This is a genomic window from Streptococcus sp. SM3 (genome assembly GCF_027497875.1).
In genome coordinates, this window is record NZ_JAJNSA010000056.1 from 1 (window position 1) to 15,510 (window position 15,510).

General features: G+C 40.8%; 16 protein-coding genes, 1 tRNA gene, 1 rRNA gene, 1 other RNA gene and 2 pseudogenes. 19 read left to right on the forward strand and 2 right to left on the reverse strand.

Going from position 1 to position 15,510, the window contains the following annotated elements; genetic code table 11:
- Nucleotides 1-10: 10 nt before the first annotated feature.
- Both rrf and PAN06_RS08860 read left to right on the forward strand, forming a co-directional pair.
- Nucleotides 11-126: ribosomal RNA gene (gene rrf / locus PAN06_RS08855) — 5S ribosomal RNA — on the forward strand.
- 5 nt (nucleotides 127-131) lie between these two features.
- Nucleotides 132-205: transfer RNA gene (locus tag PAN06_RS08860), tRNA-Asn, on the forward strand.
- 3 nt (nucleotides 206-208) lie between these two features.
- Here the strand turns inward: PAN06_RS08860 and PAN06_RS08865 are convergent.
- Nucleotides 209-348, reverse strand: a pseudogene (locus PAN06_RS08865) (ISL3 family transposase); the annotation flags it as partial.
- A gap of 63 nt (nucleotides 349-411) precedes the next feature.
- Between PAN06_RS08865 and PAN06_RS08870 the strand changes: the two are divergent.
- From PAN06_RS08870 to PAN06_RS08930, 13 genes are all read left to right on the forward strand, one after another.
- A protein-coding gene (locus tag PAN06_RS08870; RefSeq protein ID WP_269796107.1) for an IS3 family transposase occupies nucleotides 412-1,763 on the forward strand; the annotation gives its coding sequence in 2 pieces (ribosomal slippage) (nucleotides 412-856 and nucleotides 856-1,763; 1,353 coding nt in all).
- 267 nt (nucleotides 1,764-2,030) lie between these two features.
- Entirely contained in the window at nucleotides 2,031-2,267 is a 237-nt protein-coding gene (comW, locus tag PAN06_RS08875; RefSeq protein ID WP_247933133.1) for a sigma(X)-activator ComW, read from the forward strand.
- A 230-nt stretch (nucleotides 2,268-2,497) separates the two neighbouring features.
- Nucleotides 2,498-3,784 (forward strand): adenylosuccinate synthase, encoded by a 1,287-nt coding sequence (locus PAN06_RS08880; RefSeq protein WP_269796114.1) that lies wholly within the window; start codon nucleotides 2,498-2,500, stop codon nucleotides 3,782-3,784.
- Nucleotides 3,785-3,983: 199 nt separating this feature from the next.
- Entirely contained in the window at nucleotides 3,984-4,451 is a 468-nt protein-coding gene (gene tadA, locus PAN06_RS08885) for a tRNA adenosine(34) deaminase TadA (protein WP_061864891.1), read from the forward strand.
- 32 nt (nucleotides 4,452-4,483) lie between these two features.
- An RNA gene (gene ffs / locus PAN06_RS08890) (signal recognition particle sRNA small type) lies at nucleotides 4,484-4,581 on the forward strand.
- A 56-nt stretch (nucleotides 4,582-4,637) separates the two neighbouring features.
- Complete coding sequence (locus tag PAN06_RS08895; RefSeq protein WP_000701987.1) at nucleotides 4,638-5,081, forward strand: dUTP diphosphatase; 444 nt, start codon at nucleotides 4,638-4,640, stop codon at nucleotides 5,079-5,081.
- Nucleotides 5,082-5,093: 12 nt separating this feature from the next.
- On the forward strand, nucleotides 5,094-5,831 hold the full coding sequence (locus PAN06_RS08900) for a hypothetical protein (protein WP_004269964.1): 738 nt from the start codon (nucleotides 5,094-5,096) through the stop codon (nucleotides 5,829-5,831).
- Nucleotides 5,832-5,844: 13 nt separating this feature from the next.
- Nucleotides 5,845-7,209 (forward strand): DNA repair protein RadA, encoded by a 1,365-nt coding sequence (gene radA, locus PAN06_RS08905; RefSeq protein WP_346732063.1) that lies wholly within the window; start codon nucleotides 5,845-5,847, stop codon nucleotides 7,207-7,209.
- 70 nt (nucleotides 7,210-7,279) lie between these two features.
- Entirely contained in the window at nucleotides 7,280-7,975 is a 696-nt protein-coding gene (locus PAN06_RS08910; RefSeq protein WP_269796108.1) for a TIGR00266 family protein, read from the forward strand.
- A gap of 158 nt (nucleotides 7,976-8,133) precedes the next feature.
- The gene (locus PAN06_RS08915; RefSeq protein ID WP_269796109.1) at nucleotides 8,134-8,631 is read left to right on the forward strand and encodes a carbonic anhydrase; all 498 of its coding nucleotides are present in this window, start codon (nucleotides 8,134-8,136) and stop codon (nucleotides 8,629-8,631) included.
- Nucleotides 8,632-8,655: 24 nt separating this feature from the next.
- A complete protein-coding gene (locus PAN06_RS08920; RefSeq protein ID WP_269796110.1) occupies nucleotides 8,656-9,471 on the forward strand; it encodes a PrsW family glutamic-type intramembrane protease in 816 nt (271 codons plus the stop codon).
- Between the two features lie 145 nt (nucleotides 9,472-9,616).
- Complete coding sequence (locus tag PAN06_RS08925; RefSeq protein WP_033682853.1) at nucleotides 9,617-10,585, forward strand: ribose-phosphate diphosphokinase; 969 nt, start codon at nucleotides 9,617-9,619, stop codon at nucleotides 10,583-10,585.
- Nucleotides 10,586-10,702: 117 nt separating this feature from the next.
- Nucleotides 10,703-11,140, forward strand: a complete 438-nt coding sequence (locus PAN06_RS08930) for a CoA-binding protein (RefSeq protein WP_000076477.1) — start codon at nucleotides 10,703-10,705, stop codon at nucleotides 11,138-11,140.
- 184 nt (nucleotides 11,141-11,324) lie between these two features.
- Here PAN06_RS08930 and PAN06_RS08935 read toward each other — a convergent pair whose 3' ends face one another.
- Complete coding sequence (locus tag PAN06_RS08935) at nucleotides 11,325-12,335, reverse strand: YeiH family protein (protein ID WP_269796111.1); 1,011 nt, start codon at nucleotides 12,333-12,335, stop codon at nucleotides 11,325-11,327.
- Between the two features lie 148 nt (nucleotides 12,336-12,483).
- Between PAN06_RS08935 and PAN06_RS08940 the strand changes: the two genes are divergently transcribed.
- From PAN06_RS08940 to PAN06_RS08955, 4 genes and pseudogenes are all read left to right on the forward strand, one after another.
- Nucleotides 12,484-13,653: a pyridoxal phosphate-dependent aminotransferase gene (locus PAN06_RS08940; RefSeq protein ID WP_269796112.1), complete on the forward strand. Its 1,170-nt coding sequence runs from the start codon at nucleotides 12,484-12,486 to the stop codon at nucleotides 13,651-13,653.
- Complete coding sequence (gene recO, locus PAN06_RS08945) at nucleotides 13,650-14,420, forward strand: DNA repair protein RecO (RefSeq protein WP_020902251.1); 771 nt, start codon at nucleotides 13,650-13,652, stop codon at nucleotides 14,418-14,420. Before PAN06_RS08940 ends, recO begins: the two co-directional genes overlap by 4 nt.
- The gene (plsX, locus tag PAN06_RS08950; protein ID WP_269796113.1) at nucleotides 14,417-15,409 is read left to right on the forward strand and encodes a phosphate acyltransferase PlsX; all 993 of its coding nucleotides are present in this window, start codon (nucleotides 14,417-14,419) and stop codon (nucleotides 15,407-15,409) included. Before recO ends, plsX begins: the two co-directional genes overlap by 4 nt.
- A 5-nt stretch (nucleotides 15,410-15,414) precedes the next feature.
- Nucleotides 15,415-15,510, forward strand: a pseudogene (locus PAN06_RS08955) (acyl carrier protein); the annotation flags it as partial.

Here is a 15,510-nt window from a genome sequence, read left to right on the forward strand (position 1 = left end):
TTACTCAGAGTTAAGTGACGATAGCCTAGGAGATACACCTGTACCCATGCCGAACACAGAAGTTAAGCCCTAGAACGCCGGAAGTAGTTGGGGGTTGCCCCCTGTGAGATATGGAAGTCGCTTAGCTTTAATCCGCCATAGCTCAGTTGGTAGTAGCGCATGACTGTTAATCATGATGTCGTAGGTTCGAGTCCTACTGGCGGAGTAGTTAAGAAAAACAAGAAAGGACACATTTCGTCCTTTCTTTTTTGATGTTTATAGCGATGAAAATCCTTTTTTTGAAGTTTTCAAAGTGTTGACGATTTTATATTTGTCCTTGAGAAAGATTTAAAAAATAGTCTGAAAAATCTAACTTTGAACTGCACCCCAAAAGTTAGACAGAAATAATCTAACTTTTGGGGTATTTTTATTATGAAATTAATTTATTATAATGATAAAGTTAAGATCTATGAACTTAGAAAACAAGGATATGCCTTAGAGAAGCTTTCAAATAAATTTGGGATAAACAATTCTAATATTAGGTACATGATTAAATTGATTGATCGTTACGGAATAGAGTTCGTCAAAAAAGGAAAAAATCGTTACTATTCTCCTGATTTAAAACAAGAAATGATTCATAAAGTCTTACATGAAGGCTGGACTAAAGATAGAGTTTCTCTTGAATACGGCCTCCCAAGTCGTACGATACTTCTTAACTGGCTAGCAAAATACAAGAAAAACGGGTATATTATTGTTGAGAAAACAAGAGGGAGAGTACCTAAAATGGGACGTAAGCCAAAAAAGAGACCTGAAGAGAGGACAGAATTAGAACGTCTTCAAGCAGAAAATGAGTACCTGAGAGCGGAGAATGCCATCCTAAAAAAGTTGAGAGAACTCCGATTGAAGGAGGAAAAAGAGAAAGAAGAAAGACAGAAATTGTTCAAGAATTAATGACTGAGTTTTCGTTAGATATTCTTCTAAAAGCCATTAAACTAGCTCGTTCGACCTACTACTATCACTTGAAACAGCTAGACAAACCAGATAAGAACCAAGAGCTTAAAGCTGAAATTCAATCCATTTTTATCGAACACAAGGGAAATTATGGTTGTCGTCGGGTTCATTTAGAACTAAGAAATCGTGGTTATCTGGTAAATCATAAAAGAGTTCAACGCTTGATGAAAGTACTCAATTTACAAGCTAAAATGCGACAGAAACGAAAATATTCTTCCCATAAAGGAGACGTTGGCAAGAAGGCAGATAACCTTATTCAACGTCAATTTGAAGGCTCTAAAACAATGGAAAAGTGCTACACAGATGTGTCAGAATTTGCCATTCCAGCAAGTACTCAAAAGCTTTACTTATCACCAGTTTTAGATGGCTTTAATAGCGAAATTATCGCCTATAATCTTTCAACTTCACCCAACTTAGAACAAGTAAAAACGATGTTGAAACAGGCCTTCACAGAGAAACACTACGAGAATACGATTCTCCATAGTAACCAAGGTTGGCAATACCAACACGATTCTTATCATCGGTTCTTAGAGAGTAAGGGAATTCAAGCATCCATGTCACGTAAGGGTAACAGCCCAGACAACGGTATGATGGAGTCCTTCTTTGGCATTCTGAAATCGGAGATGTTTTATGGTTATGAGAAGTCATTTCAGTCGCTTAAGCAATTGGAACAAGCTATTGTAGACTATATTGATTACTACAACAATAAACGAATTAAGGTAAAACTAAAAGGACTTAGCCCTGTACAATACAGAACTAAATCCTTTGGATAAATTAATTGTCTAACTTTTTGGGGGCAGTACAATCTGATGCTATGTATTTTCTCAATTTAAGATTTTTACCTCAGTCTCTTTTAGTATTTAACACAGTTAATAAGGTCTATAATAGTCTAATTTAGGTAGTAAATTTGTTCCTATTCTGTCAACTTTTTCTATTTGTTATCTTGTTGAGGTTGGTTTTTAAGCAATTCAGGAATTGATAATAACTGTTTATAATTTTTTGTTAGAATAAGGTCATAAAAAGAAAAGGAGTATATATTTATGCTACAAAGTATTTATGATCAGATGATGGATTTTTATAGAAATATTGAAGAAGAGTATGGTATGTCCTTCGGTGATCATTTTGATTGGGAACATGTTCATTTTAAATTTTTGATTTATTATCTTGTCCGATATCGTATTGTGAGTCATCGGGATTTTATTGTTTACCATTATCGTGTTGCTTATCGTTTGTATCTTGAAAAATTGATAATGAAACAAGGTTTTGTTGCTTGTTGAGACAGTATGCGTTAATTTCCGAACAAATTTACTTTTTTATAGAAATATAATAATAAATAGCTGGTTATTTTTCTAAATCATTTTTTAATAGTTGGAAATAGCAAATCTTTCTATTGTTTCTTCTTGATAAAAAGGCGATTTTTTCTTATAATAAATTGTAAGATATAATTGCAGGTGAGAGTCCTGCCATGTATGTGAGAAAGGAAGAGCCTGAGGGCTCAGACAAGATTATGACTTCAGTTGTTGTTGTAGGTACCCAATGGGGTGATGAAGGTAAAGGGAAGATTACAGACTTCCTTTCAGCGAATGCAGAAGTGATTGCACGTTACCAAGGTGGTGATAATGCAGGCCACACGATTGTTATTGATGGTAAGAAGTTTAAATTGCACTTAATTCCATCTGGAATTTTCTTCCCTGAAAAAATCTCTGTTATTGGAAACGGTATGGTTGTAAATCCTAAATCTCTTGTAAAAGAGTTGAGCTATCTTCATGAGGAAGGTGTGACAACTGATAACTTGCGTATTTCTGATCGTGCCCATGTCATTTTGCCTTACCATATCGAGTTAGACCGTTTGCAAGAAGAAGCTAAGGGCGACAATAAGATTGGGACTACAATCAAGGGAATTGGTCCAGCTTATATGGACAAGGCTGCTCGTGTTGGGATTCGTATCGCAGATCTTTTGGATAAAGACATTTTCCGTGAGCGTTTAGAACGTAACCTTGCTGAAAAGAATCGTCTTTTTGAAAAATTGTATGATAGTAAAGCGATTGCTTTTGATGATATTTTTGAAGAATATTACGAATATGGTCAACAAATCAAGCAATATGTGACAGACACATCTGTTATCTTGAATGATGCGCTTGATAATGGTAAGCGTGTGCTTTTTGAAGGTGCACAAGGTGTTATGCTAGATATCGACCAAGGTACATATCCATTTGTTACGTCATCAAACCCTGTGGCTGGTGGTGTTACGATTGGTTCTGGTGTTGGTCCAAGTAAGATTGACAAGGTTGTTGGTGTATGTAAAGCCTATACGAGTCGTGTAGGAGACGGTCCTTTCCCAACTGAGTTGTTTGATGAAGTGGGAGAACGTATCCGTGAAGTCGGTCATGAATATGGTACAACAACTGGTCGTCCACGTCGTGTGGGATGGTTTGATTCAGTTGTGATGCGCCATAGCCGTCGCGTTTCTGGTATTACTAATCTTTCATTGAACTCTATCGATGTTTTGAGTGGTTTAGATACTGTGAAAATCTGTGTGGCCTATGATCTTGATGGTCAACGTATTGACTACTATCCAGCTAGTCTTGAGCAATTGAAACGTTGCAAGCCTATCTATGAAGAGTTGCCAGGTTGGTCAGAAGATATTACTGGAGTTCGTAATTTGGAAGATCTTCCTGAGAATGCGCGAAATTATGTTCGTCGTGTTAGTGAATTGGTTGGCGTTCGTATTTCTACTTTCTCAGTAGGTCCTGGTCGTGAACAAACCAATATTTTAGAAAGTGTTTGGTCCTAAGAGATTTTTAAGATTTGTTTAAGTTAGGTCGGGTATACTATAGACAGTTACAAGAAGACCTCCTAACTTGTTGTAACAAATATCCTAAACTTTTCTTTTTCATAATAATCTCCCTATAAAGTCACCGCATTCGGTGGCTTTTTTTGTCTCGGGAATCATGATATAATAATAAAATCGATAAGTAGGAAAAGGGAAATTGATGAATTATACAGTTGAAGAAAAAGAAGTCTTTATGAGAGAGGCATTGAAAGAGGCTGAGATTGCTCTTGAACACGATGAAATTCCAATTGGTTGTGTGATTGTCAAGGACGGAGAAATCATTGGCCGTGGGCATAATGCGCGTGAGGAGTTGCAACGAGCGGTTATGCATGCGGAGATTATGGCTATAGAGCATGCGAACCTGAGTGAGGAGAGTTGGCGCTTGCTGGATTGCACGCTTTTTGTGACCATTGAGCCTTGTGTCATGTGTAGTGGGGCGATTGGACTTGCCCGTATTCCAAACGTGGTCTATGGGGCTAAAAACCAGAAATTTGGCGCTGCTGGGAGTTTGTACGATATCTTGACAGATGAGCGTCTCAATCACCGTGTGGAGGTTGAAACGGGAATTTTGGAAGATGAATGCGCAGCTATTATGCAGGACTTTTTTAGAAATAGACGGAAAAAATAATTTTGCTTTTAAAATGAATAGGAATGTGATATAATAAATAGTGGAGCAACAGTTCTGCGTGAAGTGGGTCAGGGGAGGAATCCAGCAGCCCTAAGCGATTTGAATTGTGTGCTCTTTTTTTCGTGCTTTTTCCGAATAAATAAGATAGAATAATCTAGAATAAATGATAATAGAAAAGAGAAGATGATGAAAATTCGTGGTTTTGAATTGGTTTCTAGTTTTACAGATGAAAATTTATTGCCCAAACGTGAGACAGCGCATGCGGCTGGTTACGACTTAAAGGTTGCTGTGCGTACAGTTATTGCGCCAGGAGAGATTGTATTGGTTCCGACAGGGGTTAAGGCTTATATGCAACCAACTGAGGTTCTCTATCTCTATGATCGCTCTTCAAACCCTCGTAAGAAGGGCTTGGTTTTAATTAATTCAGTTGGGGTCATTGATGGGGATTATTATGGAAATCCTGGGAATGAAGGGCATATTTTTGCGCAGATGAAGAATATCACAGACCAAGAGGTTGTTCTTGAAGTTGGAGAACGTGTTGTCCAGGCTGTCTTTGCTCCTTTCTTAATTGCAGATGGAGATGCGGCTGATGGTGTTCGAACTGGTGGATTTGGATCGACAGGGCATTAAGATGAAGTCTTTATGAGTCAGAATACTTTTGATGAAAAAATGGGGGGAAGTATGTCAGGGTTATATTTTGAAGTGAGATCTAGGCTAAGAAGGAAGTTTAACTGGTGGGAAGATATAGGATTCAAATTTTTTGAAGTTGTTCTACTTTTACTTCTAATACTTTATGTTGTGGATTTAGTATCTTCTAATTCATATGCTTCAAATACAGTTTTTTTAAACGTACTAATATTTTTTTTCATTTATCGTGGTTTCGCAATATTTAGAAAAAATAAAGTAATAAACATTGCGATACAATATAATCAAAATAACATTTTAACACCAGAGGATATTGATAAGCTTTTAAAAGAAATTAAAAAATCAATCAATTCTACAAGAGATTTAATAAAGTGGGGAATGGGAATTTTTGCAACAATTATGATTGCTCTTTTATCCATAGTTTCAACATTATTTTCAAAAATATTTGATTTATTAACGAAGAATATTTCAGAAACAGAACTATTAAACTATTTTAAAGGATTATCAATTGAGTCTATAGTAATAGACTGGATAAAAGTTTTATTTTCAGTTTTGATTATAGTTGTTGTGTTCTTATTTGTCATCTATATCATATTAGATTTATTCACCTATGATAGAAGATTTGTGTACAATGTTTTAATAAATTTTCAGTATAGAGCTTTTCAAATAGGGGAGTTAGAAGAAAAAAGATTTTGGTCATCGTTTAAAGAAATATTTTTTATAGATTATTTTTAATAGAAAGAGGTTTATCATCGCAAAGAAAAAAGCGACATTTGTATGTCAAAATTGTGGGTATAATTCCCCTAAATATCTGGGACGTTGTCCCAACTGTGGGTCTTGGTCTTCCTTTGTAGAAGAGGTTGAGGTTGCTGAGGTAAAGAATGCGCGTGTGTCTTTGACAGGTGAAAAAACCAAGCCCATGAAACTGGCTGAGGTGACTTCAATCAACGTCAATCGAACCAAGACGGAGATGGAGGAATTCAACCGTGTACTTGGAGGCGGAGTGGTACCGGGAAGTCTTGTCCTAATCGGTGGGGATCCTGGAATCGGGAAATCAACCCTTCTTTTACAAGTCTCAACCCAGCTGTCTCAAGTGGGGACTGTTCTCTATGTCAGTGGGGAGGAGTCTGCCCAGCAGATTAAACTACGTGCAGAGCGTTTGGGTGATATTGATAGCGAGTTTTATCTCTATGCAGAGACCAATATGCAGAGTGTTCGAACTGAGGTGGAGCGCATCCAACCAGACTTCCTCATTATTGACTCCATTCAGACCATTATGTCTCCTGAGATTTCAGGGGTGCAGGGGTCTGTTTCTCAAGTGCGTGAGGTGACGGCTGAGCTCATGCAACTGGCCAAGACCAATAATATTGCTATCTTTATTGTAGGGCATGTGACCAAGGAGGGTACTCTGGCTGGTCCGCGTATGTTGGAGCATATGGTGGATACGGTGCTTTACTTTGAAGGGGAACGCCATCATACCTTCCGTATTTTAAGAGCGGTCAAAAACCGTTTTGGCTCCACTAATGAGATTGGGATTTTTGAGATGCAGTCAGGTGGCTTGGTTGAGGTCCTCAATCCGAGTCAAGTTTTCCTAGAAGAGCGTTTGGATGGAGCAACTGGCTCGTCAATCGTTGTGACCATGGAAGGGACGCGTCCGATTTTGGCGGAGGTTCAAGCTTTGGTAACACCGACCATGTTTGGAAATGCCAAGCGTACGACCACAGGACTTGATTTTAATCGTGCGAGTCTGATTATGGCTGTTTTAGAAAAACGGGCCGGGCTTCTCTTGCAAAATCAGGACGCCTATCTCAAATCTGCTGGTGGTGTCAAATTGGATGAACCTGCCATTGACTTAGCTGTTGCAGTTGCCATTGCTTCGAGCTACAAGGACAAGCCAACCAATCCTCAGGAATGTTTTGTGGGAGAACTTGGTTTGACGGGAGAAATTCGGCGCGTGAATCGTATCGAGCAGCGTATTAATGAAGCTGCTAAACTGGGCTTTACTAAGATTTATGTACCCAAAAATTCCTTGACAGGAATCACTCCACCTAAGGAAATTCAGGTTATTGGGGTGACAACGATTCAGGAAGTCTTGAAAAAGGTATTCTCCTAATAGTTATGGTCAGCTTTAGATGACTAATTATTTTATTGCTAACATTTATTAAAACAAGGAGGAATTTCTTATGAAATTTTCTATGGACAGTCATATGCAATTTCCTTTGGTAGAGTTGTCACTCAATCAAGGAGAAACCGTCTATATCCAGCGAGGTAGTATGGTTTACCACACGCCTAACGTAAGTCTCAATACCCAGCTCAATGCTAGCGGTTCAGGTTTGGGACGTTTTGTTAAAGCTGTAGGACGTTCAATGGTTTCTGGTGAAAGCACCTTCATTACTCAAGCTGTAGCAGAGTCTGATAACGGGAACCTTGCTCTAGCACCAGATACTCCTGGGCAAGTAATTGCTCTTGAACTAGGTGAAAAACAATATCGACTGAATGATGGGGCTTTTCTAGCTCTTGATGGTACAGCTTCCTATACTATGGAGAGTCAGTCTATTGGTAAAGCTCTGTTCGGAGGGCAAGGCGGTCTCTTTGTGATGACTACCCAAGGCCAGGGAACTCTCTTGGCCAATGCTTTTGGCTCTATCAAGAAAATTGAGCTACAAAACCAAGAAATAACCATTGACAATGCTCATGTGGTGGCTTGGAGTCAATCTTTGGACTATAATATCCACTTAGAAAATAGCTTCTGGCAGTCTATTGGTACAGGCGAAGGAGTGGTGAATACCTTCCGAGGAACTGGTGAGGTCTACGTACAAAGTCTCAATCTTCAGAGCTTTGCAGGATCGTTCAATAAGTATATCCAAAAAGGTTCATAAAATAAAACTAGGACAGAAGCCCAAGCTAGAAGCTGGATGTCTCTGTCCCAGTTTTTTTATATGAAGGTTGACAACTGACAAGACAAAGAAAAGATGGTAAGATAGGATGTAAATAATTTGGTGTTCAAATTATCTGATAGACTAGAAAGTGAGTTGTTATGTCCTATTTTGAAAATTTTTTAAAAGCCAATCAAGCCTATGTAGAACTGCATGGAGATCTTCATTTATCAATCAAACCAAAGACCAAGGTTGCAATCGTAACTTGTATGGACTCGCGTTTACACGTTGCGCCAGCTCTTGGGTTGGCTCTGGGAGATGCTCATATTTTGCGGAATGCTGGAGGGCGAGTGACAGATGATATGATTCGCTCGCTTGTGATTTCCCAGCAACAAATGGGGACAAGAGAGATTGTGGTGTTACACCATACAGACTGTGGTGCTCAGACTTTTGAAAATGGCCCTTTTCAGGAGTATTTGAAGGAAGAATTGGGTGTCGATGTGTCAGACCAGGACTTCTTGCCCTTCCAAGATATAGAGGAGAGTGTACGCGAGGATATGCAACTCCTTATCGAGTCTCCCCTAATACCAGATGATGTCATTATCTCTGGTGCTATTTACGATGTGGATACAGGAAGTATGACAGTCGTAGAATTGTAAAAAATTCATTTAGAAAGAAAGTGTATGAAGAAAAACAGCATTTTATTTATTTTTATCTTATTGCTATGTATTGGTTTACAATATGAAACCGTCTACTATACGGACGGTTCGATGTCAGGTGCGGAATATGGCCTAATGGGAGTTTCTATCTTTCTAGCTCTCTTTTACATGATTCCGGCTCTCTATTTCCTTTTCCGTATTGGGAAAAAATGGGAATTGCCAAAGAACGCTTTGATTTTGTCTTTATTGGGTGGGATGTTCCTTGCAGGCTGGTTGTCTAGCTTTGCGAATACCTATATCCATGATTTACTGGGGGTTCTTTTCCCAGATAGTTCATTTTTAAATGCCTTTGAAAGTGCTATTGTGGCTCCTTTGGTAGAAGAACCCTTGAAATTGTTGCCACTTGTCTTTGTTTTAGCTTTTATTCCTGTGCGAAAATTAAAATCTTTGTTTTTACTTGGGATTGCTTCTGGTTTGGGATTCCAAATGATTGAGGATATTGGCTATATTCGTACGGATTTGCCAGAGGGATTTGACTTTACTATTTCGCGAATTTTAGAGCGTATCATCTCAGGAATTGCCTCTCACTGGACTTTTTCAGGTCTAGCTGTAGTAGGTGTTTACTTGCTTTACAGAGCCTATAAAGGACAGAAGGTTGGCAAGAAACAGGGGCTTATTTTCCTAGCTTTAGCCTTGGGAACTCATTTCTTGTTTAACTCCCCTTTTGTGGAATTAGAGACAGAGTTGCCTTTAGCGATTCCAGTGGTTATGGCTATTACTCTCTATGGTTTTTATCAGGCTTATCGCTTTGTTGAGAAGCACAATGAGTTGATGAACTAGAATATTTTTTAAAAGAATGATGCAAGGGTACAAATATGGTGCCCTTCTTTTATTTTTGATTGAAAAATAGTGCAAAAAGCGCTACAATGGTAAATGGAAAAATCTTGTGAAAAGCACAAGCGATACATATATACCGGAGGAAATCATGTCTTTTTCTGATTTAAAGCTGTTTGCCCTTTCTTCTAATCAAGAATTGGCAAAACGTGTGGCGCAGGAGATTGGGATAGAGTTGGGGAAATCAAGTGTTCGCCAATTTTCAGATGGAGAGATTCAGGTCAACATCGAAGAATCAATCCGTGGGAAACACGTCTTTATCCTACAATCAACTAGCTCGCCTGTAAATGACAATCTGCTTGAAATTTTGATTATGGTGGATGCTTTGAAGCGTGCGAGTGCAGAATCTGTCAATGTTGTCATGCCTTACTATGGGTATGCACGTCAGGATAGAAAGGCGAGAGCGCGTGAGCCAATCACTTCAAAACTTGTCGCAAATATGCTTGAAGTAGCTGGAGTGGATCGTTTATTGACCATCGACTTGCATGCTGCGCAGATTCAAGGATTCTTTGATATTCCTGTGGATCATTTGATGGGAGCTCCTCTGATTGCGGATTATTTTGAGCGTCGTGGCATGGTTGGTTCTGACTATGTGGTTGTCAGCCCAGACCATGGAGGAGTGACTCGTGCTCGTAAGTTGGCTGAGTTTTTGAAAACATCTATCGCTATCATTGACAAACGTCGTAGCGTTGATAAGATGAATACCAGTGAAGTCATGAACATTATTGGTAAGGTTGAAGGTAAGACTTGTATCTTGATTGATGATATGATTGATACGGCTGGAACGATTTGTCACGCTGCAGATGCCCTTGCAGAAGCTGGTGCTGTTGAAGTCTATGCAAGCTGTACGCACCCAGTTCTTTCTGGCCCTGCTATGGACAATATCCAAAAATCAGCTATTAAGAAATTGGTTGTTTTGGATACGATCTACTTGCCAGAAGAGCGTTTGATTGATAAGATTGAGCAGATTTCAATCGCTCATCTATTAGGGGATGCTATCGTGCGTATTCATGAAAAACGCCCACTTTCTCCACTTTTCAGTATTGAGAAAAAGATTTAAGTTTTCACTTAGAATAAAACATACTCCTAGCAGAAGTGAACTGCTAGGAGCTTTTTTGTAGCCAAAATCTGCAAGCCTTTTCAAAATATGCTATACTGATGAAAAAGGAGGATTTCTATGAGTCAAGAATTTATCAATCCAAGTGATGGTGTGATTCGTCAGTATCTCGCAACGAGTAAAACCCTTGCTGTGGTGGGCTTGTCAGACCGTGAAGAAACAACTAGCAATCGAGTGACCAAGGAAATGCAGGCTCGGGGTTATAAAATTATCCCAGTCAATCCCAAGGCGGCAGGTGGCGAAATCTTGGGTGAAAAGGCTTATGCAAGCCTAGCAGAGATTCCTTTTCCTGTAGATATTGTCAATGTTTACCGTCGCAGCGAGTTTCTGCCTGATGTGGCGCGTGATTTTCTCAAAGCTGATGCCAAGATTTTTTGGGCACAGCTAGGACTTGAAAGTCTAGAGGCGGAAGAAATCTTGCGTGCTGGTGGATGCGATGATATCGTGATGAATCGTTGCATTAAGAGAGAACATACACGCTTGATTGAGGAAGCATAAGAAAAAGGTAGCTGATGGGCTACCTTTTGTGTTATACTCAATGAAAATTAAAGAGCAAACTAGGAAACTAGCCGCAGGTTGCTCAAAACACAGTTTTTGAGGTTGCAGATAGAACTGACGAAGTCAGTAACCATACCTATGGCAAGGCGACGTTGACGTGGTTTGAAGAGATTTTCGAAGAGTATTAGAAAATGCCGATAAGGGTCTGCATACCAAGACTAGTGAGGATGATGGCAATCCAGCAGATGGCTCCGAGCACAATGGATTTTCCACTGGATTTGACCATAGCGACCAGATTTGTTTTGAGTCCGATAGCACTCATGGCCATGATAATGAGAAATTTGGAGAGTTGTTTGAGAGGGGTAAAGAAACTATTGGATACACCGAGAGAGGTCAGGAGGGTGGTTAGGAGAGATGCAAGGATAAAGTAAAGGATAAAAAGTGGGAAGACTTTTTTCAGTTGTAAGCCTTGCTTATTTTTTTGTTCATGACTTTGCCAGTAGGAGAGAAAGAGAGTGATGGGGATGATAGCCAGAGTACGTGTGAGTTTGACAATGGTTGCGGATTCGAGGGTATTAGTCTGGTAGAGACTGTCCCAGGCGCTGGCGGTAGCCGTTACAGAGGAAGTATCATTGACCGCAGTTCCTGCAAAGAGGGCGAAGCCTTCATTGGATAGATGAAGCCAGGTGCCGAGGGTTGGAAAGATGAGCGCAGCCAAGACATTGAAGAAAAAGATAACGGAAATGGCTTGGGCTACTTCCTTTTCCTTAGCATCAATAACAGGCGCTGTCGCCGCAATGGCAGAACCACCACAGATAGAAGAACCCACTCCAATCAAGGTAGCCAGTTTTGTGTCCAGGGCAAAGAAGCGTTGGAAGAGGTAGGCAACAATCAAGGCTATTGAGATGGTGGACAGGATGACAGGGAGTGAAGATTGCCCAACTGCAAAGACCTGCGAGATATTGAGACCAAAACCAAGCAAGATAACGGCATACTGGAGCAATTTTTTGGAACTAAAGGTCAATCCAGCATCCAGTTGTTTATGAGACGCGATAAAGGGATGTAGGAGCATGCCTATGAAAATCGCAAAGACGGGTGCGCCAATCACAGGGAAGAATCCGCCTAGATACCAAGCAAGTAGTGAAATCAGAAGGCAGACCAAGATGCCTGCTCCATTTTTTGATAGAAATGACATAAAAACCTCCAAATAGAATCTGTTACCATTATAGACCTGTAAACAGGAAAAGTAAAATAGAAAGTGGAAAGCTATTCTCTAATGTATTTTTGCGGTCGGGGGGCTTTTGTAGTATAATAGAGATATGTTTTGAAGGTGGGAGGTATCTATGGACTTAACTAAGCGCTTTAATAAACAGTTAGATAAGATTCAAGTTTCCTTGATTCGTCAGTTTGACCAGGCTATTTCTGAGATTCCTGGGGTCTTGCGTTTGACCTTGGGGGAACCTGATTTTACAACGCCAGATCATGTCAAGGAGGCGGCCAAGCGAGCGATTGACCAGAACCAATCCTACTATACAGGGATGAGTGGCCTGCTGACTCTACGTCAGGCAGCCAGTGACTTTGTTAAGGAAAAGTACCAACTGGACTATGCTCCTGAAAATGAAATCTTGGTTACAATTGGGGCGACAGAGGCTTTATCTGCTACTTTGACGGCTATTTTGGAAGAGGGAGATAAGGTGCTCTTGCCAGCTCCTGCTTATCCGGGCTATGAACCAATTGTCAATCTAGTTGGGGCAGAGATTGTCGAGATTGACACAACTGAAAATGGTTTTGTCTTGACTCCTGAGATGTTGGAGAAGGCCATTTTGGAGCAAGGTGATAATCTCAAGGCGGTTATTCTCAACTATCCAGCTAATCCGACAGGAATTACCTATAGTCGGGAGCAGTTGGAAGCCTTGGCAGCTGTTTTACGCAAGTACGAAATTTTCGTTGTCTGTGATGAGGTTTACTCAGAATTGACCTACACAGGGGAAGCCCATGTATCTCTAGGAACTATGTTGAGAGACCAGGCTATTATTATCAATGGTTTGTCTAAATCGCATGCCATGACAGGTTGGCGTTTGGGACTGATTTTCGCTCCTGCAGCCTTTACATCTCAGTTGATTAAGAGTCACCAGTACTTGGTTACTGCCGCAAATACTATGGCTCAACATGCTGCGGTGGAAGCCTTGACGGCTGGTAAAAACGATGCGGAACCTATGAAGAAGGAATACATCCAGCGTCGGGACTATATTATCGAGAAAATGACTGCTCTTGGTTTTGAGATTATCAAACCAGACGGTGCCTTCTATATCTTTGCTAAGATTCCAGCGGGCTACAATCAAGACTCCTTTGCTTTTTTGAAGGATTTTGCTCAGAAGAAGGCTGTTGCCTTTATCCCTGGTGCTGCCTTTGGGCGTTACGGGGAAGGTTATGTGCGTCTGTCTTATGCGGCTAGCATGGAGACTATCACAGAAGCCATGAAACGGCTTGAGGAGTATATGAGAGAAGCATGATTCAGTCTATCACGAGTCAAGGCTTGGTGCTCTACAATCGCAATTTTCGGGAGGATGACAAGCTCGTCAAGATTTTTACAGAGCAGGCTGGCAAGCGCATGTTTTTCGTCAAACACGCTGGCCAGTCTAAGCTGGCGCCGGTTATTCAGCCCTTGGTGCTGGCACGATTTCTCTTGCGAATTAATGATGATGGGCTCAGTTACATTGAGGACTATCATGAGGTGATGACTTTTCCCAAGATTAATAGTGACCTCTTTGTCATGGCCTATGCGACCTATGTGGCAGCTCTTGCAGATGCTAGTTTGCAGGACAATCAGCAGGATGCTCCCTTGTTTGCTTTTTTGCAAAAGACTTTGGAGTTGATGGAAGCTGGCTTGGATTATCAAGTCTTGACCAATATTTTTGAAATCCAAATCTTGACTCGATTTGGGATCAGCCTCAATTTTAATGAGTGTGTCTTCTGCCATCGGGTCGGTCAGGCTTTTGACTTTTCTTTCAAATATGGAGCCTGCCTCTGTCCAGATCATTATCATGAAGATGAGAGACGTTGCCATCTCAATCCCAATATCCCCTATCTGCTCAATCAGTTTCAAGCTATTGATTTTGAGACCTTGGAGACCATTTCGCTCAAGCCTGAAATCAAGCAAGAGCTACGCCAATTTATGGATCAACTCTACGAAGAGTACGTTGGGATTCACCTAAAATCAAAGAAATTTATTGATTCCCTATCCGACTGGGGACAATTACTAAAAGAGGAAAAGAAATGAAAAAAATCGCAGTAGATGCCATGGGGGGCGATTACGCACCTCAAGCCATCGTTGAGGGTGTCAATCAAGCCCTAGCTGACTTTTCAGATATCGAGGTTCGACTCTACGGAGATGAAGCTAAAATCAAGCAATATTTAACAGCAACAGAGCGCGTCAGCATTATCCATACGGATGAAAAGATTGATTCAGACGATGAACCTACGAGAGCTATTCGGAAGAAGAAAAATGCTAGTATGGTATTGGCAGCCAAGGCTGTCAAAGAGGGTGAAGCAGATGCTGTTCTTTCCGCAGGAAATACAGGTGCTTTACTAGCAGCAGGATTTTTCATCGTGGGTCGTATCAAGAACATCGATCGTCCTGGACTTATGTCAACCTTGCCGACTGTAGATGGGAGAGGTTTTGACATGCTAGACCTCGGTGCTAATGCGGAAAATACAGCCCAGCACCTTCATCAATACGCGGTTCTAGGATCCTTCTATGCTAAAAATGTCCGTGGAATTGCGCAACCACGTGTTGGCTTGCTCAATAACGGAACAGAGAGTAGCAAGGGCGATCCGCTTCGTAAGGAAACTTACGAATTACTAGCAGCTGATGAAAGTTTAAACTTTATCGGAAACGTGGAAGCGCGTGATTTGATGAATGGCGTTGCAGATGTTGTTGTGGCAGATGGTTTCACGGGAAACGCTGTGCTCAAATCCATTGAAGGGACAGCCATGGGAATCATGGGCTTGCTCAAGACCGCTATTACAGGTGGTGGTCTTCGAGCGAAACTAGGTGCCCTCCTTCTCAAGGACAGCCTCAGAGGTTTGAAAAAACAGCTCAACTATTCAGATGTTGGTGGAGCGGTCTTGTTTGGTGTCAAGGCACCTGTTGTCAAGACTCATGGCTCAAGCGATGCCAAGGCTGTTTATAGTACAATCCGCCAGATTCGTACCATGCTAGAAACAGACGTAGTTGCCCAGACTGCGCGTGAATTTTCAGGAGAATAAAAGAGATGACAGAAAAAGAAATTTTTGACCGTATTGTGACCATTATCCAAGAGCGACAGGGAGAGGACTTTGTCGTGACAGAATCCTTGAGTCTGAAAGAC